General features: G+C 68.5%; 18 protein-coding genes. 13 read left to right on the forward strand and 5 right to left on the reverse strand.

Translation table 11 applies throughout. The features are described from left to right. Window positions 1–156 precede the first annotated feature (156 nt). Window positions 157–1,083, forward strand: a complete 927-nt coding sequence (locus AC0CH8_RS00120; protein WP_465238176.1) for a hypothetical protein — start codon at window positions 157–159, stop codon at window positions 1,081–1,083. A gap of 50 nt (window positions 1,084–1,133) precedes the next feature. After that, entirely contained in the window at window positions 1,134–2,168 is a 1,035-nt protein-coding gene (locus AC0CH8_RS00125; protein ID WP_465238177.1) for a bifunctional transcriptional activator/DNA repair enzyme AdaA, read from the forward strand. Between the two features lie 232 nt (window positions 2,169–2,400). Here the strand turns inward: AC0CH8_RS00125 and AC0CH8_RS00130 are convergent, their stop codons facing one another. Both AC0CH8_RS00130 and AC0CH8_RS00135 read right to left on the reverse strand, forming a co-directional pair. Then, window positions 2,401–3,918, reverse strand: coding sequence for a tetratricopeptide repeat protein (locus tag AC0CH8_RS00130; RefSeq protein WP_465238178.1), 1,518 nt, complete (start codon window positions 3,916–3,918; stop codon window positions 2,401–2,403). A gap of 4 nt (window positions 3,919–3,922) precedes the next feature. Further along, entirely contained in the window at window positions 3,923–5,518 is a 1,596-nt protein-coding gene (locus AC0CH8_RS00135; RefSeq protein ID WP_465238179.1) for an alpha/beta hydrolase, read from the reverse strand. 120 nt (window positions 5,519–5,638) lie between these two features. Between AC0CH8_RS00135 and AC0CH8_RS00140 the strand changes: the two genes are divergently transcribed. Both AC0CH8_RS00140 and AC0CH8_RS00145 read left to right on the forward strand, forming a co-directional pair. Next, window positions 5,639–7,177, forward strand: coding sequence for a CpaF family protein (locus AC0CH8_RS00140; protein ID WP_465238180.1), 1,539 nt, complete (start codon window positions 5,639–5,641; stop codon window positions 7,175–7,177). Between the two features lie 53 nt (window positions 7,178–7,230). Continuing rightward, window positions 7,231–8,388 carry a hypothetical protein gene (locus AC0CH8_RS00145; protein WP_465238181.1) on the forward strand — a complete coding sequence of 386 codons (1,158 nt, stop codon included), beginning with the start codon at window positions 7,231–7,233 and terminating at the stop codon, window positions 8,386–8,388. Between the two features lie 22 nt (window positions 8,389–8,410). On the opposite strand, the gene AC0CH8_RS00150 is transcribed toward AC0CH8_RS00145, so the two are convergent. Both AC0CH8_RS00150 and AC0CH8_RS00155 read right to left on the reverse strand, forming a co-directional pair. Continuing rightward, complete coding sequence (locus tag AC0CH8_RS00150) at window positions 8,411–8,824, reverse strand: holin family protein (RefSeq protein ID WP_465238182.1); 414 nt, start codon at window positions 8,822–8,824, stop codon at window positions 8,411–8,413. Between the two features lie 46 nt (window positions 8,825–8,870). Then, window positions 8,871–9,410, reverse strand: coding sequence for a glycoside hydrolase family 108 protein (locus AC0CH8_RS00155; protein WP_465238183.1), 540 nt, complete (start codon window positions 9,408–9,410; stop codon window positions 8,871–8,873). A gap of 105 nt (window positions 9,411–9,515) precedes the next feature. Between AC0CH8_RS00155 and AC0CH8_RS00160 the strand changes: the two genes are divergently transcribed. The 8 genes from AC0CH8_RS00160 to AC0CH8_RS00195 all read left to right on the forward strand — a co-directional run bounded on the left by AC0CH8_RS00160 (window position 9,516) and on the right by AC0CH8_RS00195 (window position 17,447). Then, window positions 9,516–10,232, forward strand: coding sequence for a phosphocholine cytidylyltransferase family protein (locus tag AC0CH8_RS00160; protein WP_465238184.1), 717 nt, complete (start codon window positions 9,516–9,518; stop codon window positions 10,230–10,232). A 225-nt stretch (window positions 10,233–10,457) separates the two neighbouring features. Then, window positions 10,458–11,618, forward strand: a complete 1,161-nt coding sequence (locus AC0CH8_RS00165) for a CDP-glycerol glycerophosphotransferase family protein (RefSeq protein ID WP_465238185.1) — start codon at window positions 10,458–10,460, stop codon at window positions 11,616–11,618. Between the two features lie 11 nt (window positions 11,619–11,629). Continuing rightward, window positions 11,630–12,814 carry a CDP-alcohol phosphatidyltransferase family protein gene (locus AC0CH8_RS00170; protein ID WP_465238186.1) on the forward strand — a complete coding sequence of 395 codons (1,185 nt, stop codon included), beginning with the start codon at window positions 11,630–11,632 and terminating at the stop codon, window positions 12,812–12,814. 14 nt (window positions 12,815–12,828) lie between these two features. Next, entirely contained in the window at window positions 12,829–14,151 is a 1,323-nt protein-coding gene (locus tag AC0CH8_RS00175; RefSeq protein ID WP_465238187.1) for a lipopolysaccharide biosynthesis protein, read from the forward strand. A gap of 40 nt (window positions 14,152–14,191) precedes the next feature. Then, complete coding sequence (locus tag AC0CH8_RS00180; RefSeq protein ID WP_465238188.1) at window positions 14,192–14,662, forward strand: DUF2141 domain-containing protein; 471 nt, start codon at window positions 14,192–14,194, stop codon at window positions 14,660–14,662. A 141-nt stretch (window positions 14,663–14,803) separates the two neighbouring features. Continuing rightward, window positions 14,804–15,814 (forward strand): diacylglycerol/lipid kinase family protein, encoded by a 1,011-nt coding sequence (locus AC0CH8_RS00185; protein ID WP_465238189.1) that lies wholly within the window; start codon window positions 14,804–14,806, stop codon window positions 15,812–15,814. Further along, window positions 15,811–16,698, forward strand: a complete 888-nt coding sequence (locus AC0CH8_RS00190) for a hypothetical protein (protein ID WP_465238190.1) — start codon at window positions 15,811–15,813, stop codon at window positions 16,696–16,698. The genes AC0CH8_RS00185 and AC0CH8_RS00190 overlap by 4 nt, the downstream gene beginning before the upstream one ends. Then, window positions 16,695–17,447, forward strand: coding sequence for an NTP transferase domain-containing protein (locus tag AC0CH8_RS00195; RefSeq protein WP_465238191.1), 753 nt, complete (start codon window positions 16,695–16,697; stop codon window positions 17,445–17,447). Before AC0CH8_RS00190 ends, AC0CH8_RS00195 begins: the two co-directional genes overlap by 4 nt. Window positions 17,448–17,539: 92 nt before the next feature. Here AC0CH8_RS00195 and AC0CH8_RS00200 read toward each other — a convergent pair whose 3' ends face one another. Continuing rightward, window positions 17,540–18,844 carry a sugar porter family MFS transporter gene (locus AC0CH8_RS00200; protein WP_465238192.1) on the reverse strand — a complete coding sequence of 435 codons (1,305 nt, stop codon included), beginning with the start codon at window positions 18,842–18,844 and terminating at the stop codon, window positions 17,540–17,542. Between the two features lie 248 nt (window positions 18,845–19,092). Here AC0CH8_RS00200 and AC0CH8_RS00205 point away from each other — a divergent pair, with 248 nt between their 5' ends. After that, on the forward strand, window positions 19,093–21,981 hold the full coding sequence (locus tag AC0CH8_RS00205; protein WP_465238193.1) for a TonB-dependent receptor domain-containing protein: 2,889 nt from the start codon (window positions 19,093–19,095) through the stop codon (window positions 21,979–21,981). The last annotated feature ends 322 nt before the right edge of the window (window positions 21,982–22,303 follow it).

A 22,303-nucleotide genomic window follows, 5' to 3' on the forward strand; every position in this document is an offset into this window, starting at 1 on the left:
AACACCACGGCGCGCGCAAAACACGCCTCCGAAGGGCTGGCGGGCGGCTAGCATGAGGTCCGCGATTGTGCAAGCCGTGCGGGCCGAACGGTGGCTGCGGCCAGCCACCGTTCAGCCGCGGCGGTTATCGTACCGGCAGCGAAACGGGGGGTGACGATGCGAGGCTGGCGGGCGGCGGCGGTAGTGATGATGGCTTCGACGCCCGCAACGGCGGAGACGATCCGGGTCACCGGCATGCTGCCGGCGGCGACGTCCGAGGCACCGCTGTTGCGAACGATCGCGGTCGCACGCTTCGGCGGGCCGGACGGGAACGCCGTTGCCGGTGCGATCGGCGCGCGGCTGGCGCAGGCGGACGACGAACCGCGCCCCTTCTTCGACCTCGTCGCCCGCCCCGCCGCCGCGGAGGGCGTGATCGACGGTCAGGCGAGTGTCGATATTTCCGAGAGCAGCTACACGGAAACGCGCAAGCGCTGTGCCGAGAAGGTGAAGAAGGAATGCGTGCGCCACGAACGCTATGTCGTCGAATGCCTGCGACGGAGCGTCGCGCTGCACGGCGACTGGCGGTTGGTACGGCAGCGGGACGACCGCGTGCTGTTCGCCCGCCCGATCGCGCAGGAGGCGAGCGATGAGGCGTGCGAGGATTCGGGAGCGCTGTCGGATGTCGGATCGACGGTCGACCGGATGCTGCCCGCGGTGGCGGCGCAGGTCCGCGTCGACATCGCCCCACACCGAGAAAGCTGGACTCCCCGCATCCGCGAGGGGCGCGACGGCATGAGCAAGGCGGACGCAGCGGCATTCAAGGCTGCGGTGGCGTGGACGAAGACCGATGTCCGTGCGGCCTGCGACGCTTTCGCGGCGATCGAGGCGCGGGCGCCGCATCCCTCCACCCGCTTCAATGTGGCGCTGTGCGCAGAGTCGCGCGGCGACTTCACGCAGGCGCAGGCCGGCTATGCCAGCGTCGCGGCGTGGGTGCCCGGCGATGCGGACGACGCGCAGAAGGGGTTGCGCCGGGTCGAGCGGCTGGTCGCAGGCGAGCGCCAGATGGCAGACGTCAAGCGAGCGCGGAGCGAAGCCCGGCTTTGATCGCAAGCCGCGGGATGCGGGCGGCGGACGAAGCGCGTAGATCGACCGATATGGACAGCATCGATCCCGAGAGCGCCTGGACCGCCTTCTCCGCCCGCGACCGCACCGCCGACGGATGCTTCGTCGTGGGCGTGCGGACCACCGGCATCTATTGCAAGCCGAGCTGCCCGGCCCGGCATCCGCGGCGCGAGAATGTCGGCTTCTATGCGGACGGCGCGGCGGCACGGGCGGCGGGCTTTCGCGCCTGCCTGCGATGCACGCCCGACAGCATCGGCCGCGATCGGCTGGCGGTGGCGGCGGCGGCGGAACTGCTGAACGGCGGTGTGGCGATGCCGCTGGCGGAACTGGCGGCGCGGGTCGGCTATGCGCCACATCACTTCCAGCGACTGTTCACGCGCGCGACGGGGTTGAGCCCCGCCGCCTATGCGCGGGCGCGGCGCGAGGAACGCGCGGTCGAAGCGCTGTCGAGGGAGGAGAACGTGACGGACGCGATCTACGAGGCGGGTTACAATGCCGCCAGCCGCTTCTACGACGCCGCCGCGCCGCGGCTGGGCATGATGCCCAGCGTGTGGGTCCGGGGCGGTGCGGGGGCGACGATCCGCTGGACGGTGGTGCCGACGACGCTCGGCCCGCTGATGATCGCGGCCACCGCCAAGGGCCTGTGCCGCGTTGCGTTCGACGAGAACGAGGGGGCGCTGCGGGCACGTTTCCCCGCCGCCGACGTGATCGCGGGCGACGCGGCGCTGGCCGACCTCGCGGCGCGTGTCGTGGCGGAGGTGGAGCAGCCCGCCGGCGCCGCCGACCTGCCGCTCGACGTGCGTGGAACGGCGTTTCAGGAGGCGGTCTGGCGCGCGCTGCGCACGATCCCGAAGGGGGAGACGGTCAGCTACGCCGAACTGGCGGCAATGGTCGGGCGGCCGGGCGCGGTCCGCGCGGCGGGTACGGCATGCGGGGCGAACGGGGTCGCGGTGGTGGTGCCGTGTCACCGCGTGACGAAGCGGGACGGATCGGTGGGCGGCTACGCCTATGGACCCGAGCGGAAGCGGGTCTTGCTGGAGCGGGAGCGGGAGAGCGGGCCAATATGATATTTCGGGGCGGGCGCGCACCTCGCCACATGCGCCTTGCGCGAGGTCCACGCCTGCCCCGGTCCTGCCCTGAACAAGGGGGTAGCAGACTTGTTCGGCAGTTATTCTTGGAGACATGCACCGAGCATGTGTCCCCGCGAAGGCGGGGAGCCAGTACTGGGCTCCCGCCTTCGCGGGAGCACATGGGACGTCGCGCGGGTCGCCTTCACGGTTCGAACGGGTAAATATCGAGTTATTTGGCCGCCTTCGCCTGCGCCTCCAGCGTCGCAATGGCATCGGGTCCCTTCGCGCCGCCATCGAGCAGCGCGACGAGCTTCGCCGCCGGGTTGTCGGGCGCGGCGTGCGGATCGAAGGCCAGCGGGCGGAGCAGCATCTTCGCCTCGGCGACATCCCCGTCGATCAGGAACTGCCGCGCCGCGCGCCAGCGCAGCGAGCCGTCCTGCGGCACCAGCTGCGTCGCGCGCTTCAGGCCGAGGATCGCCGACCTGGTCGGCGGCGCACCGGCCATCGCGAAGCTATCGTAGTAGAGCATCAGCGCATCGGCGTCGTTGGTGTCGACCTTGTTTGCGCGGACGATCCAGCTTCGCGCCTCCTTCCACGCCGCCGCATCCGGCTCTGCTTTCGCGACGATGGCCCGGCGAAGGTGAACCCGCGCCCTGTACAGCAGCGCCTGTGCCGACTTCGGGTCGGCGGCGATCGCACGATCCGCCGCCGCCTCGGCCAGATCGTCCTGCTTGGCGTCGTAGGCGATCTCGGCGAGCCATCCTTGCGCGACGGCATCGTTCGGATGAGCGGCGGCAACCGGCGCGGCCTGCGCCAGCAGCGCCTTGGCCTGTTTCTCGTCGACGCCGCGGTCGGATCGCATCCGAAACCCGATCATCGCCGCCTCTCCCGCCGTCAGCGTGCGGATCGCGATCGGCGCGATCGGCAGCCGCGACCGCGCCATCTGCTTCACGACGAACTTGTTGCGGCTGAGATACGCATCGACCGTGCGGTTGAAGTCGGACAGCTTGCCGAACGCCTGCGTCGCGGCCTCGACGCTGGGCACGCCGGCGGACAGCTTGTCGAGATAGGCGTTGAACCGGCCCGCCATCGCGGGGTCGGACACGATCATGTGCGTGAGCAACCAACCCCGCCCATACATCGCATCCATCTCCTGCGGTCCGCGGATCGTATCGCGGCCATCGAACAGGCGCTTGACCGGCATGGCGTAAGCAAGGCCGTAGACGCGGTGCTGTGCGGGCACGCCGAAGCGGACGTCGGTGGCGTCGAACTTCGTCGTCGCCATGTACTCGGCATAGCCTTCGGAGAACCACGCCGGATACGGGGCCGCGTAATTGCCGAGCAGGAAGTGGTGGCCATATTCGTGGAACAAGACCAGTTGCGGCGAGAAATCGTCGGCACTGGTCGCGGCGGGTGTGTAGGCGACGGACCCGCTGACACGCGGCAGGTAGAAGCCGGCGACGTTCTGGCCGCCCCGCCCCATCAGCTTGCGGATCGCATCCTCGTTGCGGACGGTATAGACGGTGACGACGTTGGCGCCCTCGTCCAGTTCCTTGGGCGTGGCGCTGATCAGCCGCATCAGCGCGTCCAGTTGCTCCAGCCGCGTCGCGGATTCACGAATTTGTTCTTCGGTGGCGTCGGCGTAGACGACGAAATGCCTGCCCTTCGCCTGCCGCCATTCCGCCTGTGCGGCCGTCGATGCCAACAGCGCCGCGACGGCGGCGATCCGGTACTTGAAAGACAGCATCGGCTCAGCGCGGCTTCAGCGTCGTGGCGGGACGCGCCGTACGGTACATCTGCCACGCGATATCGTCGAGCAGGCCGGTATTGTCCTTGCCCTTGTGGAACAGGTCGAAATGCGTGCGATCGGGGATGTAGGTGAAGCTCTGATGCGCGCCCAGCCGCTCGAACACGGCCTGTAGACGGCGGGCCGGACCATCGAGATAGAAGGTGTCGGCGGTGCCCACGGTCAGGTGGATCTTGCCGTCGAGGTCCGATCGCAGCGCCGGCCAGTCGCGCGCGACGATATGCGCGATGTCGTAATGATCGCGCCAATAGGTGGCGACCGCCGGATCGACATCGCCGGTCGCGCGGTCGAACAGCGACACGGGCTTGCCGTCCGCGCCCTTGGGGGAGAACACCCAGTCGAATGACGCGAACTGCCCGCCGACGGGGCCGAGCACCTGTTCGATCGCGGCGAACTGCTGCTGCGTGGCGATGACCTTGCCCTTTTCGCGGGCGACCGGGATCGGCTGGCCGGCAGTATCGCGATAGGCGTTGGCCTTCGCCGCATAGATGTCGACGTTGGTGAAGTCGTGGAAGTCGCTCGGGTCGGGCGAGGTCGGCCATGTGCCGCCGAACGTCTTCGGATAGCGGACCTGCAACCACAGGCTGGCCCAGCCGCCCGAGGAATGGCCGGTCAGGAAGCGCGAGCCGGCGCGCGCATCCATCGCGTAGCGGCCCTCGATCCACGGGATGAACTCCTCCGTCAGCGCCTGACCCCAAGGGCCGTTGTTCGCCGAATCCGCGAACTCGTGCGTGCCGGTGGGGGAGCTTTCGTCGAGGATTACCCAGATCATCGGCGGGGCCGCGCCCGATGCCATCTTGCCGCTCATGCCCGCCGCCTGCCCCTGCGCGCTCATCAGCGTGCTGCCGAAGCCGCCGGTCGAATAGACGGTCGGATAGGTCTGGCCATCGACCCCATAGCCGGGCGGCAACGCCACCCAGCCACGGATCGCCGTCGGCTGGCCCCGGAACCGGGTCATCGTCGGGCTGACGAATTCGACGGACTGCACCTTCGCCAGATTGGCGCGCAGCCGATCGCGCATGGCGACATCGGGAATTTGGGCAAGCGCCTGTTCCGTCGTCTTGGCCGGGATCCCCGTCGCCAGCGTCAGGACCGGCGCGCGGCCGGGCAGCGCCGCCTCGACGATTGGCGACACGAGATCGCCGGCGTCGCGACCGCGATAGTTATAGTTGTGGTTGCGATCGAGGACCGCCTGGAACCGGTACGTTCCGGGCGGCAGGGTCGAGAACGGCGCGGGGAAGGCGTCCGCCTCGCCATCGACCTGCGCGGTCTGGCCCGCGGTCCACCGCGTCGTCTCGCGCGCGGCGATGGCGGTGCCGGACGGCTCGAATGGCGACGTGTCGATCGCCTCGTCCGCCTTCGCACCGGGCTCCACGCGCTTGGCGAAGACGATCAGCCGACCTGACTGCGGCCCCTGAATCGTCGGCGACAGGGTTACCGGAATCGCAACGGGTGTCGCATCCTGCGCCGCCGCAGGGGCCGCGACCATCGCCAAAGCCAGGGCCAGCGAACCCAGCATCATCCCGCGTCTCATCGCCATTCCCCTCGTCCCCGAAGCGTCGATGCTGCCGCAAAACCCGGCGGCGGCAAAGCGGGTTTGGTTAGGCAAATGTAAAACCTTGCCGATTAGTCCGGGACGCGAACAGATTGAGGTCCCGGTATGAGTGCGTTCGGACGTCGGAGCGGAATGGGAACGGGTCAGGGCGCACGACCCGCGTTCGGAGTCGCTCGCCCGATGCAGGGTGGCGGTCCCGCTCCCCGTCCCGAAGCGGATGCCGGCCTGTCGGGCGGCGCGCAATTCCCGTCGATCGACATGCTGACGCCGATGCCGGGCGAGTCGGATGCCATCTTCGCCGCGCCGCAGGCCGATGCGATGCAGCGGCTGGCCGATCGTCAGGCCGCCAGCGGCGAAGCGGGATCGAGCCGGGTCGAAGGCTTCGAAGCCTCCATCCACAAGATCAAGGAACAGGTGCTGCCGCGCCTGCTGGAGCGCGTCGACCCCGAGGCCGCGGCGACGCTGGGCAAGGACGAGCTGGCCGAGGAATTCCGGCCGATCATCCATGAAGTGCTGGCCGAACTGAAGCTGACGCTGAACCGCCGCGAGCAGTTCGCGCTGGAAAAGGTGCTGGTCGACGAGCTGCTCGGCCTCGGGCCGCTCGAGGAGTTGCTGGCCGACCCGTCGATCAGCGACATCATGGTCAACGGTCCCGAGCAAACCTATGTCGAGCGCAAGGGCAAGCTGGAACTGGCCCCGATCCAGTTCCGCGACGAGGAGCATCTGTTCCAGATCGCGCAGCGGATCGTGAACTCGGTCGGCCGGCGCGTCGACCAGACCTCGCCACTCGCCGACGCCCGCCTGAAGGACGGATCCCGCGTCAACGTCATCGTGCCGCCGCTGAGCCTGCGCGGGACGGCGCTGTCGATTCGTAAATTCTCCGCCAAGCCGATCACGATCGACATGATGGCGGGGTTCGGCAGCATGTCGCCCAAGATGGCGACGGCGCTGAAGATCGCGGGCGCAAGCCGCTTCAACGTCGTCATTTCGGGCGGTACCGGTTCGGGCAAGACGACGATGCTCAACGCCCTGTCGAAGATGATCGACCCCGGCGAGCGCGTGCTGACGATCGAGGACGCGGCCGAGCTTCGCCTGCAACAGCCGCACTGGCTGCCGCTGGAAACCCGGCCCGCCAATCTGGAGGGTCAGGGCGAGATCAGCATCCGCGACCTCGTCAAGAACGCGCTGCGTATGCGCCCGGATCGCATCATCCTGGGCGAAATCCGTGGCAGCGAGTGTTTCGACATGCTCGCCGCCATGAACACGGGCCACGACGGATCGATGTGCACGCTCCACAGCAACAGCCCCCGCGAGGCGCTGGCGCGGATGGAGAACATGGTGATGATGTCCGACATCAAGGTGCCGAAGGAAGCGATCAGCCGCCAGATCGCCGATTCGGTCGACCTCATCATCCAGGTGAAGCGCCTGCGCGACGGTTCGCGGCGCGTGACCAACGTCACCGAGGTGATCGGCATGGAAGGCCCGGTGATCGTCACGCAGGAGCTGTTCAAGTTCGAGTATCTGGACGAGTCGGCGGACGGCAAGATCCTGGGCGAATACCGCTCGATGGGCCTGCGCCCCTACACGCTGGACAAGGCCAAGCAGTACGGGTTCGACCAGGCGTATCTGGAGGCCTGCCTGTAGTGCACCGTCACGGCGGTTCGCCCTGACAGCGATTAGTGGCTAGAGCCACCCGCGTGCTGGCCCTGTTCCTTCTTCAAGCCTCCCCCGTCCCGGCCGAGCCGCCGGCGGGCAATGTCACGATCGCGGCGGATGCGGAGGCGCGGTGGGTGCCGTTCACGCTGACGCCGGGCAACCAGATCCTGTTCGACGCGACGCTCGACGGACGACAGGTCAGCGCGATCCTCGACACCGGCGTCAGCGTCACCCTGCTGGCACGTACTTCCGCGGCTCTGGTCCCGGCCAAGGTCAAGGCCGGCGGGACTGCGGCGGCGATCGGCGGGGCGGTGCCGATCGGCTGGATGGCGACTGGTCGCATCAGTTTCGGCGGGGTCGAGCGACGCGGCGGATCGGTGGCGGTCGCCGCCCTGCCCGCCGCCGCGACGGGGCGGACGGAGGCCGTGGACCTGCTGGTCGGGCGCGACCTGCTGGCGAAGGGGGCGCTCGACATCGACTTCGCCAACCGGCGCTTTCGGGTGCTGCCCTCGGGTCGCCTCCCTTTCGCGGGTGCCACCGCGCCGTTGACGATCTCTCGCGAGCGGCGTGTGTACGAGACGAGCATGACCCTCGGCACGCGGCGGCTGGCCCCGGTGGTCGTCGATACCGGCGACGGGGCGTCGGTGACGATCGCCGCACCGGAATGGCGCGCCGCCGCGGTGCCGGGCGTGACGACCACGAGTGCGATCGGCTTCGGACTGGCAGGGCCGCTGGTCACCGACCTCGCGATCGTTCCTTCCCTGAAGCTGGGCACATTGACGACGGGCGAGGTCGAGCTGCGCGTTGAGCCGGCTGGCGGGTTCAGTCAGGCGATCGGCGTCGCGGGGCGCATCGGGTCCAGCTTCCTCCAGCATTACCGCGTCCTGCTCGATCCGGGCGCGGGACGTATGGTGCTGAGGCTGGACGATCCGAAGCCGCCGCTGCGTTCCACCAGCGGTATCCTGCTCGGCGTCGCGAAAGACCGGCTGAACGTGCTGCACGTCATGCGCGGCGGGCCGGCGGCGGCAGCCGGCTGGCGCGCGGGCGAGACGATCTGCGCGATCGACGGCGTGCCGGTGCCGGCGGATTATGCGGAAAACCGGATGGCGGCGTGGTCGATCGGCGCGCCCAGAACCGTCGTGCGGCTGAAGCTGTGCGGGGGCGAAGAGCGACGCCTGACGCTACGGCGCTTCTATTGAGCCATAGCGTCAGGCATCGTCCCTACCGCTCCACGCCCTTCGCCTTGCCCCAGCTGCGCGCCACCGTATAGCCGAGGTAACCGGTGCCGAAGAGCGCGTAGAGCGGCTCCGGAATACCGGCCAGATAGGCGTTCATGCCCGCCGCGATGTTGGTCGCCATCGCCGGGGCGATCGCGGCGATCGCGCCCATCGGAATCGCCCAGAGCAGCAGCGCGTACATCACGTACAGGAACATCGGCCGCGCCCGCGATGTCCACGGATCTGGCGACTGCGCCTCCGCGATCACCGCCGCCATCTGCTGGCGAAGACGTTCGATATCCTGCGTATTCTCAAGGCGAAGCAGTTCCAGCTTGGCCGCGTCGCGCGCCTTGGGATCGGGTATCAGTTTGTCGAGAAGCCCCGCGACGGGGCCGATGATGGCATCCACGATGGCCATGTCGATCCTTTCTAAGGTTAGGCTAAGGTTAGTCCAACGACGCGCGTCAGCTGACGCGGTTTGCGAGCCAGCCGTAGAGGAACGCCTCGTTCGCCGGCCGTCCCTCCGCAAGCGTCAGGTAGCGTTCGCCCTGCAACGCCTCGACCGCGCGGACCAGCACGCCCTCCCCCGATCGACCGCGCCGGCGCAGGAACGCGTCGAGCGCTGCCAGCGTATCCGGCCCGACGCGCCCGTCGACCGCGATGTCGGCGTAATCGCCGCCGCCGCGATTGAGTGCGGTGAGCGCCCGCTGAAGGAAGCCGATCGCGACCGCAGGCCCCATGTTCACCGCCGTATCGAACAGCTCCGCCGCCAGCTTCGGCGCGAGCGCGGCGACCCCATCGAGCCGCGGGCGCGACCAGTACAGCCGGCGGTAGATCGCGACCGCCCTGTCGCGCGGCAGGTCGCGCATCGGCCCGCTCCAGCCGTCGGCGCGCGCCACCGCCTCCGTAATGCCCCAGCGTGTCGCGCCGCCGCGGTCGGCCGGATGGTCGCCGAAGCCGCCTTCGCGGGCGATCACGGCGTTGATCAGATCGTCGATGTTCATGAGGTGCCCACCTGTTGCTGCAAAGGGCGCTCCATTTATACGAGTCGCCGCGTGTAGGACAGCAGCGCCTTTTTTCGGGCGGGCGCTTTGGCTAGAAGTGCAGCGATGAAGGCCATCATCATCGCGGCGGGCCACGGCTCTCGCCTGTTGCCGCTGACGCTGACGACGCCGAAATGCCTGGTGCCGGTGGGCGGTCGCGCGATCCTGGACCACCAGCTCGATGCGATCGCGGCGGCGGGGATCGAGACGGCGGTAATCGTCGGCGGCTATCGCATCGGCCAGATCGCGGAGCATCTGGCGGCGCGGTCCGCGCGGGAAATCGCGACCGAACTGGTCTTCAACCCCTTCTGGTCGGCGGCGAGCAGCATCGGCAGCGTCTGGGCAGCACGCGCGCATCTGGCCGGACCGTTCGCGCTGATGAACGGCGATACGGTATTCGACGCGGACGTGATGCGCAGTGCGGTCGAGGCGGCCCCGTCCGGCGTGACGTTGATGGTGGAGGCGCTGGGCGCGGCGGAGCTGGACGACATGCTGGTCGCGGTGGAACGCGGCCGCGTGCTGGCGGTGGGCAAGACGCTGGAGAGGGCGACGCACCGATCGCTCGGGCTCGTACTCTCGCGTGGCGGCGACGCCTATGCCCGCGCGCTGCGGCTGGTGATCGGCGAGGACGAGGGTATCCACGCCTATCATCACGCGATCGTCGACCGGCTGGCGAAGGCGGATGCGGTGGCGGCGGTGACGATCCCGGCGGACGGCCACTGGCAGGAGATCGACCGGCCGGAGGACATCGACCGCTGGCGGCGGGAGCATGGCGGTGGGTGAGTCGGGGGTGGGCGATGAGGTGATGCTTCGACTCCGGCCATTGTGCGACCCCGGCGCAGGCCGGGGTCCAGTCGCGAAGGTTTCGATTGGCACGGACAGCCCCCACCAACTCTGTGCGCGGCAACGGGGCCCCGGCCTTCGCCGGGGTGGGGTCTGTAGAGACGGCGGTGCCGAACGTCGGATCAAAGAAGCAACCTCTCAGCGCGTTCGCCAAGGACTGCCCGCATGAACAGCGTCGGCTTCCTGTTCCTCGGCGAGTTGCACCTGATTCCGCATCTGCTGCCGATCGCGGCGGCGCTGGCGCGGCGGGAGGATGCGCCTGCCGTGACGCTGCACGTCGCGACATCCGTGCATGAGGAGATCCTGCGCGAGGCGGTCGCGACGCTGGGGATCGATGTCGCCATCCGGCGGGTGCGGGGCTTCCGTGAAGCCGAGCCGGGATCGCGGGAAACGCCGCCCCTGCCCTCCAAGCCGCTGGTGCTGGCGCTGAACGCGCGCCGCTTCCTGCGGCATGACGTGGTGGTGGTGGCGGAGCGGACCAGCCTGTGGCTGCCGCGGGTCGCGCGACGGCTGGGGGTCGGAGGCCGCACGCGGTTCGTCTACAACGAACATGGCGCGGCCCCGCACGCCAACTTTGCCGATCCCCGCAACCGGGAGGCGGATGCGATCCTGATGCCGAGCGAGGGCATGGCCGCGCGCGTGCGGGCATCGGGGCATGACGACGCGCCGATCCACGTCGTCGGCTATATCAAGCCGGATTATGTCCGCGACCTCGTCACCGCCGCCGCGATGCCGCGCTTCCCGGAAGATCGCCCGGTGGTCGTGTACGTGCCGCACTGGAAGCGGGACAAGTCGAGCTGGTGGGGGATGGGCGAGGCGGTGATGGCGTGGTTCGCCGCGCAGGACCGCTACAACCTCATCGTCGCGCCGCACGTGCGCCTGCCGAAATTCGATCCCGAGTTCGAGCGCCGCGTCGCGCCATATCGCGACCGGCCGAACATCGTCGTCGATGCGACATCCTACCGGCTGATCGACCAGAGCTATACCGGTCATGCCGACCTGTATCTGGGCGACGGCAGCAGTCAGGTGGTGGAGTTCGCCGCCGTGAAGCCGCGGCCGGTCGTGTTCCTCAACCCCGACCGACACCCCTGGACGGACGACCCCCGCTTCAGCCACTGGTCGATGGGCGACGTGATCGACGACATCGCCGCGCTGCCGGCCGCACTGGACGCCGCGCCGGGCAAGCTGTCGCACTATGAACCCGTGCAGCGCGCCTATGTCGAGCGGATGATGGGCGTCGACGACGGCCACGCCAGCGACCGGGCGGCGGCGGTGGTCATGGGCTTGATGCGCCAAGATAGTGGCAGCCGGAGCGGAAACCGCTAGGAACGCTGGCGATGACTGCCGTGACCAAGCCCCGCCTGACATCCGTCGGCAACAATCCGACCCGTATCTGGGGCATGACCAATGCCGAACGGACGCGGCGGATCGCCAAGGCGCAGGAGCTGGACGGCGGCGGCGATGCTGGCGTGATGCTGGCGAACGACGATTACGCGTTCGATCCGGCGTGGAGCCGCTACGTCGCCGCGCGGCCGGGCAGCGTGTTGATGCTGGAGGGCGTGCCGGTGCTGGCGCATGTCGATGCTGCACAGGCGGATGCGGTGGCGGCGGAGATGCTGGATGCCAGCAGCGATGCTTCGACTGCGCTCAGCACGAACGCGGGTTCGGGGGCCTCCACGTCTACGCCCCTGGAAAGTTCAGCCACCCCCCTCGCCTCGCTGACGATCATCGACGCCAGCGATCCCGCCGGCATCTACGACGACGTCCTGCGCAAGCGGGAGAAGCCGTTCGCGCTTCCGCTCACGCCAGAGACCGTCCCGGCGATCGAGCGCGCCAGTTATCAGGGCGCGTACAAGGGCGTCACCGACCTGCTGACGCTGTACCTGTGGCCGGTCTGGGCGTTCCACATCACGCGGTTGTGCGCGCGGATCGGTATCTCGCCCAATGGCGTGACTGCGATCGGCAGCGTGCTGTGCATCGTCGCGACGGTGGCGTTCTGGTACGGGTGGTTCTGGTCGGGACTGGCGATCGGCCTCGTGTTCATGGTCTTGGACACGGTCGACGGCAAGCTGGCGCGGTGCACGATCACCTCGTCGAAGCTGGGCAATGCGTGGGATCACGGCGTCGATCTGGTCCATCCGCCCTTCTGGTGGTGGGCATGGGCGGCGGGGTGCGCGCCGTACGGGCGGCCGCTGACCGACGAGACGTTCTGGATCGTCATCGGCACGATGCTGTTCGGCTATGTCGCGCAGCGGTTGATCGAGGGGGCGTTCATCGTCCGCTTCAAGATGCACATCCACGTCTGGCAGCGGTTCGACAGCAAGTTCCGGCTCGTCACCGCGCGGCGGAACCCCAACATGGTGATCCTGTTCGCCAGCCTGCTGATCCTGCGCCCCGATTGGGGCATCATCGGCGTCGCGGCATGGACCGCGATCTCGCTGGTCGTCCATCTCGTCCGTCTGTTGCAGGCGATGGCGATGAAGGCGCGCGGGGTTCCGATCGTCAGCTGGCTGGCCGATTGAGCACGGCGGCCGACATGGTGGAGGAACCGGAAGGCCGCTTCAGCGGTGCGATGGGCGCGGTATGGCGCAACCTCGGCTGGCTGCTTGCCAGTCGCGGCGTGCTGGCGGTGCTGTCGCTGTTCTACCTGGGCATCGCGACGCGGTCGCTGGGCGTGTACGGGTTCGGGCGGTTCGCGCTCATCATCGGCGCGGCGCAGACACTCGCCACCTTGGTGGCGTTCCAGAGCTGGCAGGTGATCGTCCAGTACGGCACGCCCGCACTGGCGCGCGGCGACGACGAGGCGCTGGGCCGCGTGTTCCGCGGGTCGGCGCTGGTCGATGCGGGCAGCGCCGCGATCGGCGCGGTGCTGGCGTGGCTGATCCTCGAATTCTTTGGCGAGGCGCTGGGGATCGGCCCGACATTGCAGCGCGCGACGCTGATCTTCGCCATCGTGCAGCTCGTCACTATCCGCTCCACCCCGCTTGGTATCCTGCGCCTGCGCGACCGGTTCGCGCTGTCGGCGGCGGCGGACAGCGTGACGCCCGTCGCGCGGTTCGTCGGCACCGTGCTGGTCTGGGCGGTACACCCGACCGTGCAGGGATTCCTGTTCGCCTGGGGTCTGGCGGAGATCCTGACCGCGGCGACCTATTGGATCATGGTCGCGCAACGCGGCGAGATCGAATTGATGCGGCGCGGGCGCGGCATGAAGCGGCTGCTGGCCGAGCATCCCGGCATCGTCCGCTTCGCACTGTCGACCAACGCCAGTTCGACGCTGGGCCTGTCGAGCAAGCAGATCCCGCTGCTGGTCGTCGGGGCCGCGGCCGGGCCGGCGGCGGCGGGCGCGTTCCGTCTTGCCAGCCAGATCGCGCAGGCGCTGGCGAAGCTGTCGCAACTCATCAGCCGCGCCGCCTTTCCGGAAGTCGTTAAGACGGTGCGCGACGCCAAACCGGGCGAACTCGGCCGGTTGCTGCGGAGGCTGTTCCTCGCGAGCGGCGCGGCGGCGATCGTCATCATGGCGCTGGTCGCGGTGGCGGGTCGGCCGGTGCTGAATCTGGTCGGCGGGCGCGACTTCACGGGCGCGTGGCCGATCCTGTTGTGGCTGGCGGTGGCGGGGTGCCTCGACTTCGCCACGGTCGGCGTCGACACGGTCATGACCGCGCTGCAACGCGCCGGCACCGTCTTCGCGATCCGGGCGCTGGGTGCGGGACTGATGCTGGCGGCGGCGTTCGCGTTGATGCCGTTCTTCGGACCGACCGGCGTCGCGATCGGCGTCGCGGTCGGGTCTGCGGGGGTCGCGGTGATGATGGCGATCGTGGCTGTACGGCTTGCGAAACATGGGGCGAAACGGCCTTCGTAGCGCCTTCATAAAGCCGTGGTTGCTCCCCATCTGCCACCGCATGATGGCGAATAATCTGGTAAAAACGATGCTTGCGGGCGCGCTGGCGCTCGCCCCCTCCGCTGTCGCGGCGGAGAGCTGCACCGGTACGCCGGGCGGCAATGCGGTGAAGCTGACGGTGCAGGCGACCGGCCTGCGCAACGGTAGCGGCGAGGTCGCGTTCACCGTCTATGCCGATGACAAGAAGCGGTTCCTGGCCAAGGGCGGCAAACTCGCCCGTGTCCGCGTCCCCGCCCGCGCGCCGGTGACGACCGCCTGTTTCTGGCTGCCGGCCGGCAAATACGCGGTCGCGCAGTATCACGACGAGAATGGCGATCGGAACTTCAACCGGACGCTGTGGGCGCCGAAGGAAGGCTTCGGCTTCTCCAACGACGCGCCGACCTCGATCGGGTTGCCGGCGCTCGACGCGGCGCGGTTCACCTTGCCCGCCGGGGGCCGAACGCTGAGCATGGCGATGCGCTATCGCCGTTGAATGCGGCAAGCCGTTAAGTCTGCATTCGATTGCCTGATCCGAAAATCGGAACCGATGCGCTGGCGAAACATTCCCGCCCTGAATTGGTCACAAATGTGTAGTCAGGCATAATGTCCTAGCCTGTCCGGAAGCCCAACGCCGATGTCTGCCACCGTTCTCGCCTTTGCCGGGGTCGAACCGCACTTCACCCCCACGGTGAAGGCGGCGCCGAGCGCGTCCGCGGCGGGCAATCTGCGCGTCGGCATCGTCTGCAACCCCAAGAGCCATCGCAATCGCGGTGCGGCCTATGCCGCGGGCGTACCCGGTGCCGGTCGGGTGATGGTCGCCGCACCGTCGACGCGGGAGGCGCTGGCCGACACGCTCGCCGATTTCGCCAAGGCGGGGATCGACCTGCTGGTGATCGACGGCGGCGACGGCACCGTGCGTGACGTGCTGAGCGGCGCGGGCAACGCCTGGGGCCGGCGCTGGCCGACGATCGTCGTCATCCCGTCGGGCAAGACCAACGCACTGGCGATCGACCTAGGGCTGCCTGCCGACTGGACGCTGGACGACGCGCTGGTCGCGGCGCGCGTCGGTCGTACGGTGACCCGCCGGCCGCTGGAGATCGCACGCACCGACGCACCCGGCACGCCGGCGCTGCGCGGTTTCCTGATGGGCGCGGGCGGCTTCGTCAGCGCGACCGAACTGGCGCAGCGCACGCACCGGGTCGGTGCGTTCAACGGCGTCGCTGTCGGCCTCGCGCTGGGCTGGACCGTGGTGCAGACGATGTTCGGCAGCGATTCGGGTGCGTGGCGCTCCGGCACGCCGATGACGCTGACGACACCCGCCGGCATCGTCGAGGCGCACCCGCGCTATCTGCTGCTCGCCTCGACGATGCAGCGCATGCCGCTGGGGCTGAAGCCGTTCGGCCCGACACGCGAGGGGCTGAAGCTGCTCGACGTCGACGCGCCGCCGCGGCTGATGGCGGCGGCGGTGCCGGCGATCCTGGCGGGCCGTGCGAGCGGGTGGCTGGCGAAGCTGGGCTATCACCGCCGCGACATGACCGGGTTCCGGTTGGACATGGAGGCGAACTTCATCCTCGACGGCGAGCATTTCCCGGGCGGGGCGCTGGAGGTTCGACAGGGCCCGCGCCTCTCCTTCGTCGTCCCGTGACCGACGCACTGCGGGCGTACGTCGCCGATACGCTCGCCGCGCCCGTGCCGGCGGCGGTGCGCCATGTGGCTGAGCTGCTGGCCAAGGATGCCGGCGCGGAGGCGGTGCTGTTCTACGGCTCCAACCTGCGCACCGGCTCGCTGGACGGCGTCCTCGACTTTTACGTGCTGACCGCAGGCGCACGGGAGAGGGGTATCTGGCCGCGCGTCGGCTACCGCGAGTTCGCGATCGGGCCAGCGACGCTGCGCGCGAAGATCGCGACGATGACGCTCGCCACCTTCACAGCCGCCGCCGAGGGGCGGTCGATCGACACGACGATCTGGACCCGCTTCGTGCAGCCCGCCGCACTGGCGCAGGCGCGGTCCGACGCGGCAGCGTCCGCGGTTTTCGACGCGATCGCCGCGGCGGCGGTGACGGCGGCGCGGTTCGCCGCTGCGCTGGGTCCGCCAGAGGGGAATCCGGCGGATTACTGGCGTGCGCTGTTCCGCCAGACCTATGCCGCCGAACTGCGCGTCGAGGCGCGCGGGCGTGAAGAGCAGATCCTGACGCATGGCGGCGACCGCTATGACACGCTGCTGCCGCTGGCGTGGGAGGCGGGCGGCGTGCCGTTCGTGCGCGACGGATCGAGCCTGATCGCGCGCATGCCCGCAAGCGAAGCGGCACGGTGGCGCGCGAAATGGGCGCGGCGGCGGCGGCTGGGCAAGCCGCTGAACGTCGTGCGGCTGGTCCGCGCGGCCTTCACCTTCGACGGCGCGGCGAAATACGGCGCATGGAAGATCGAGCGGCATACCGGCATCGCGGTGGCGATGACGCCGTGGCGCGAACGCCACCCGATCCTCGCCGCACCCGGCATATTCTACCGCGTCTGGCGGGCGCGGCGGTGACGCCCGCCGCCGTCATCCTGGCCGGGTCGCGGCCGGGCGCGCCCGATCCGCTCGCCGCGGCGGCGGGCGTCGCGCACAAGGCGCTGATCGTGCTTCAGGGCGACACGCTGCTGGCGCGGGTGGCGGCGGCGTTGCGGGCGGCGGGGCTGGAGCGGATTGCGGTGTCGGCGTCCGACCCCGCGGTGCTGGCGGAAGCGGCCCGACTCGGTTTGCAGGCGCTGCCCCCCGCCGCCGGACCGAGTGGCAGCGTTACGGTGGCGCTGGAGACGCTCGGCGCGCCGTTGCTGGTCACGACGGCGGATCACGCGCTGCTGGAAGGAGCATGGGTCGAGCGTTTCCTCGCGGACGTGCCTGCCGGTATCGACGTCGCCGCGCTGATGGCGGAGCGCGCCGAGGTCGAGGCGGCGGCACCGGGCACGCGGCGGACATATTTGCGCTTTGCGGACGGCGCGTGGTCCGGCTGCAACCTGTTCCTGCTGGCGACGCCCGGTGCGGGCCGCGCGCTGGATTTGTGGAAGCAGGTGGAGGCGGACCGCAAGCGGCCGTGGCGCATCGTGCGGCGGCTGGGGGTGGGGCTGTTGCTGCGCTACGTCGCGGGGCGGCTGACGCTGGCCGATGCGGTGGCGGCGCTCGGCGCACGCGCGGACCTGACAGCGGCGGTGGTGGCGAGTCCGTTCGGGCTGGCGGCTGTGGATGTCGACAAGGTCGCCGATCTGGAGCTGGTGCGGGGGATTGTTGCAAGCCGGTGATCCTCACCCTTCCCACCAGCTACGCCGGTTGGCCCTTCCCTCTCCTTGAGGGAGAAGGAAGGAAGAGTGCAGCGACGGGAGAGTGAGGGCGACTAGAGCCCCTCGCCCAGTTGCTCCAGCGATCGCTGTTTCGTCTCCGGGAAGAACAGGAACACGATCACCAGCTGCGCGACCATCGCCAGCGCGAACACCACGAACGGCGCACCGCGCGAATAGGCGGCGACCAACGGAAAGCCGCCGGCGATCACCGCGTCGAACGCCCAGTGCGTCGACGACCCCAGCGACTGGCCGCGCGCCCGGACGTCGGTCGGGAAGATCTCCGAGATGTAGACCCAGATCACCGCGCCCGAACTGAACGCGAAGAAGGCGATATAGGCGAGCAGCAGCCACAGCAGATACTGCTCCCCCTGCCCGCCGAGGAAGATCGCTGCGGTTCCCGCCAGCGTGGCGGCCAGCCCGACCGACCCGATCATCAGCAGCGTCCGCCGCCCGAGCCGGTCGATGACGGTCAGCGCGAGACCCGTGAAGATAAAATTGGCGGCACCGATCGCGATCGCCTGAAGATCGGCGGACGTGCCGCTGAACCCCGCCGCCGCGAAGATATCGTTCAGGTAATAGAGGATCGCATTGATGCCCGTCAGCTGGTTGAACGCCGCGACGGCGAAGGCGAGCAGCATCGGCTTGCGATGCCGTGACCAGCTGAGCTTCGCGCTCGACGCGTGATCATCGGCACGCTGATAGGCGGCGACGCTGCGGTCCGGATCGGGATCGCCCAGGCTGGCGAGCACCGCCGCCGCTTCCCGCGCCCGGTGCTTCGCCGCCAGCCAGCGTGGGCTGTGCGGGATCGTGAACAACAGGGCGAGCAGGATCACCGCCGGCACCGCGGTGACGCCGAACTTCACGCGCCAATCCCACGCCCCCAGATCGAGGCTCGAAACGAAGAAGTTCGACAGATAGGCGACGAGGATGCCGAACACGACGTTCAACTGGAACGCGCCGACCATCGCGCCGCGCTTCTCCGCCGGTGCGATCTCCGCGATGTAGACGGGCGCGAGCACGGACGATGCGCCGACCGCCAGCCCCGCCATGACGCGGAACAACAGCAACGCTCCCCAGTCCCACGCCAGCAGGCAACCGACGCCCGACAGGATATACAGCAGCGCGATGGCTTGCAGCGACGTGCGCGCGCCGTAACGGTCGCCGGGAATGCCAGCGGTCAGTGCACCGATCAACGTGCCCCACAGGGCGCTGGACACTGTAATGCCGACGCCGCCCGCATCCAGCGCGAAGGCATCGCGCACACCCGATGTGGTTCCCGCGATCACGGCCGTGTCGAACCCGAACAACAGGCCGGCGAGCGCGCCGACCGTCACACCCCGGATCAGCGTTGCGTTCAAACGGCTACTCCTTCGCTCGCGTGGGCGCCCGTGGTGCGCCCGACGCCGCGGGCGGGTCAAGCCATGCGAGGCAACCCACTGATGAAGAATGTTTCATGGGCAGCAAAGCATGCGCAACAATCATTGATCGTATACCGGGTTTAGTATACGATCCTCAATCTCACTGGACAGCGATCCAGATTTTTTCGGGGGCTTCAATGATTTACAGGATTCGAGCAGCGGGTGCGATCGCGGTGGCGTGTGGCGCTTTGCTGACTAGCACCGCGATCGCGCAGGTTGCGACTTCTCCGGCCGATCTGCCGCAGGGTGCGCCCACCGGTACCGATGAGGGTAGCGCCGACATCCTGGTCACCGGCACCCGCATCAAGCGCGCGGACCTGAACAGCAACAGCCCGCTGACCGCCGTCGACAGCCAGGAAATCCAGTATCAGGGCGCGACGACCGCGGAGGCCGTGCTGAACCGCTTGCCGCAGTTCACCGCCGACGCGAACGAGAACGTCTCCAACGGATCGGACGGCACCGCGAACGTCAACCTGCGCAATCTCGGCAGTTCGCGCGTCCTGACGCTGATCAACGGTCAGCGCATGCTGCCGCAGCAGGCGGTCGACATCAACTTCATCCCCAGCGCGCTGATCGAGCGGATCGACGTCGTCAGCGGCGGCGCATCCGCGGTGTATGGCTCGGACGCGCTGGCCGGCGTCGTCAACTTCGTCCTCCGCAACAAATTCGACGGGCTGCGGATCGATGCGCAGGCCGGATTCGCGCAGCACATCAACGATAACAAGGACATTCGCGCCGTTCAGGCCGCACGCGGCTATGCGCTGGCGCCGCGGCAAGTGGCGGATGGCGGCAAGCAGGACATCAATGCGGTGTTCGGCAAGACCTTCCTCGACGGTCGCGCCAACATCACCCTCTACGGCGGCTACCGCCACTTCGATCCGGTGCTGCAATCGAACCGCGACGTGTCGTCGTGCGGTATCAACCCCGACGGAGACTCCGCGTTCGTCTGCGGCGGATCGAGCAACACGCCGTTCGGCACCTTCGTGCCGCTGGCCGGGCCGAACCAGGGCCGCACGCTGACCAACGCCAAGGACGGGTCGCGCACCTGGGTCCCGTACGACAACAGCTTCGCGTATAATTTCTCGCCGACCAACTATTTCCAGCGCTCGGACGAACGCTACACCGGCGGCGGCTTCGCCAGCTTCAAGATCGCCGATGCGGCGGAGGCCTATGGCAGCCTGATGTACATGAAGGATCACACCTTCTCGCAGGTCGCACCCTCCGCCCTGTTCCAGGGCACCACCTTCAACATCCCCTGCAACAACCCGCTTGCCAGCACGAGCCAGTTGAACGCGCTCTGCGGCGCCAATGCCGGCACCGGTACGCTGCAACCCGCATTCATCGGCTATCGTCTGGCGATCGCGCCGCGGCGCGACGATCTCCGGCACGAAGACTATCGCTATACCGCCGGCCTGCGCGGCGATCTGGGCAGCGGCTTCAGCTACGATGTCGGCTTCCTGCAATCGCGCGTGAAGTTCGACGAGACGTATCTGAATAACGTCGACAACGTGAAGGCGCAGCGCGCGCTGGATGTGGTGACCGTCGGCGGCGTCGCGACCTGCCGCTCGGTCGTCGACGGCACCGATCCCGCCTGTATCCCCGTCAACGTGTTCCAGGCGAACGGCGTTACGTCCGAACAGGCGCAGTATCTGTTCTCCCCCAGCAACACCGGTTCTCGCAATCGCCAGACGGTGTATTCGGGTACGATCAGCGGCGACCTCGGGAAACTGGGCATCACCAGCCCGTTCGCGACTGCGGGCGCATCGCTGGTGCTGGGTGCCGAGCGCCGCATCGAGACGCTGCGTGCGTTCGGCGACGCGGTTGCGCAGCAGGGTGGCTTCCGCGACAGCGACGGCCGCATCGCCGTCAACGAAGGTTATGGCGAACTCGAAGTGCCGCTGGTGCAGGATCGGCCGTTCTTCCACGACCTGACGATCAACGGCGCGGCGCGCTATTCCGCGTACAAGAACACGCAGGGATCGACCGGCTTCGGGTCGAAGTACAATGTCTGGACGTACAAGGGCGAGCTGACGTGGAGCCCGGTCCGCGACATCCGCGTGCGCGCCAGCTACAACCACGCGATCCGCGCGCCCAATATCGGCGAGCTGTTCGCGGCGCAGAGCATCGGCAACGTGTCGGCGCAGGACCCCTGCTCGGGCGCAACGCCGGCGGCCAGCGCGGCGGTCTGCTCGCTCACGGGCGTCACGGCCGCTCAATATGGCAACATCATCGCCTGCCCGGCGGACACCTGCTCCGGCCAGTTCGGCGGCAACCGCAACGTCAAGCCGGAGACGGGCGACACCTACACGATCGGCCTGGTGCTGACGCCGCGGCAGATGAAGGCGTTCTCGCTGTCGATCGACTATTTCAACATCAAGGTGAAGGATTACATCAGCTCGGTCGCGCCGCAACTCGCGATCACTCAGTGCGCGCAGACCAGCGATCCGTTCTTCTGCAACCTGTTCAACCGCGATCCGCGCAGCGGCGCGATCTTTGGCGATCAGGGCTATGTCATCTCCACGACCGTCAACACCGGCTATCTGAAGACGTCGGGCATCGACGTCACCGCCGACTATACGCTGGAACTGGGTGGCGCGGGCCGCATCAACATGAACATCGTCGGCACGTGGCTGAACGAGCAGGTGTCGCAGCCGCTGCCGGGCCTCGGCAGCTACGACTGCAAGGGTCTGTACGGTTACACCTGCGGCCAGCCGAACCCCGAATGGCGGCACGTGGCGCGTGCGACGTGGATGCTGCCGGACGATGCGACGCTGTCGCTGTCGTGGCGCCATCTGGGCGCGACCAAGCTGTCCAGCCTGTCCGACAATTCGTTCCTGGAGGGCACGCCCAGCATCATCAACCGGCGGATCGGCGACTATAACTATTTCGACCTCGCCGGGACGGTCAGCGTCGGCAAGCAGTTCACGCTGCGGATGGGCGTCAACAACCTACTCGACAAGGACCCGCCGATCATCGCCAGCGGCATCCTGTCGGCCTTCGGCAACGGCAACACCTTCCCGGGCGTGTACGACGCACTGGGCCGGACGGTGTTCGCAGGCGCGACGGTCACGTTCTGATCGCGTGACGGGCCGATCGCAGGATGGGCGGGTGCGAGATCACCCGCCCATCCCGCTGATCTAAAGCCCATCCATTCAACGCTTTGGCATTGACAAGCAAATTGCTTTAATCGATCGCACGGGTGCAGCCCGGCCGATGACGCGGGCGCCTTCGCAGGGGAGTGACGCCGATGGCCATGACAGACCGCGCTCGCCGCGCCGTTCGGCCAAACGGCGTCCCCGCCGGTGGCAACATCGCCGCCCCCGCCCGACCCGAGCTTTCGATCTTCCCGTCACATCCCTGACGGGCAGCGCCCGCCGTTATACCACCCCCCTCCCCGGC

Source organism: Sphingomonas sp. AC435 (assembly GCF_979253005.1).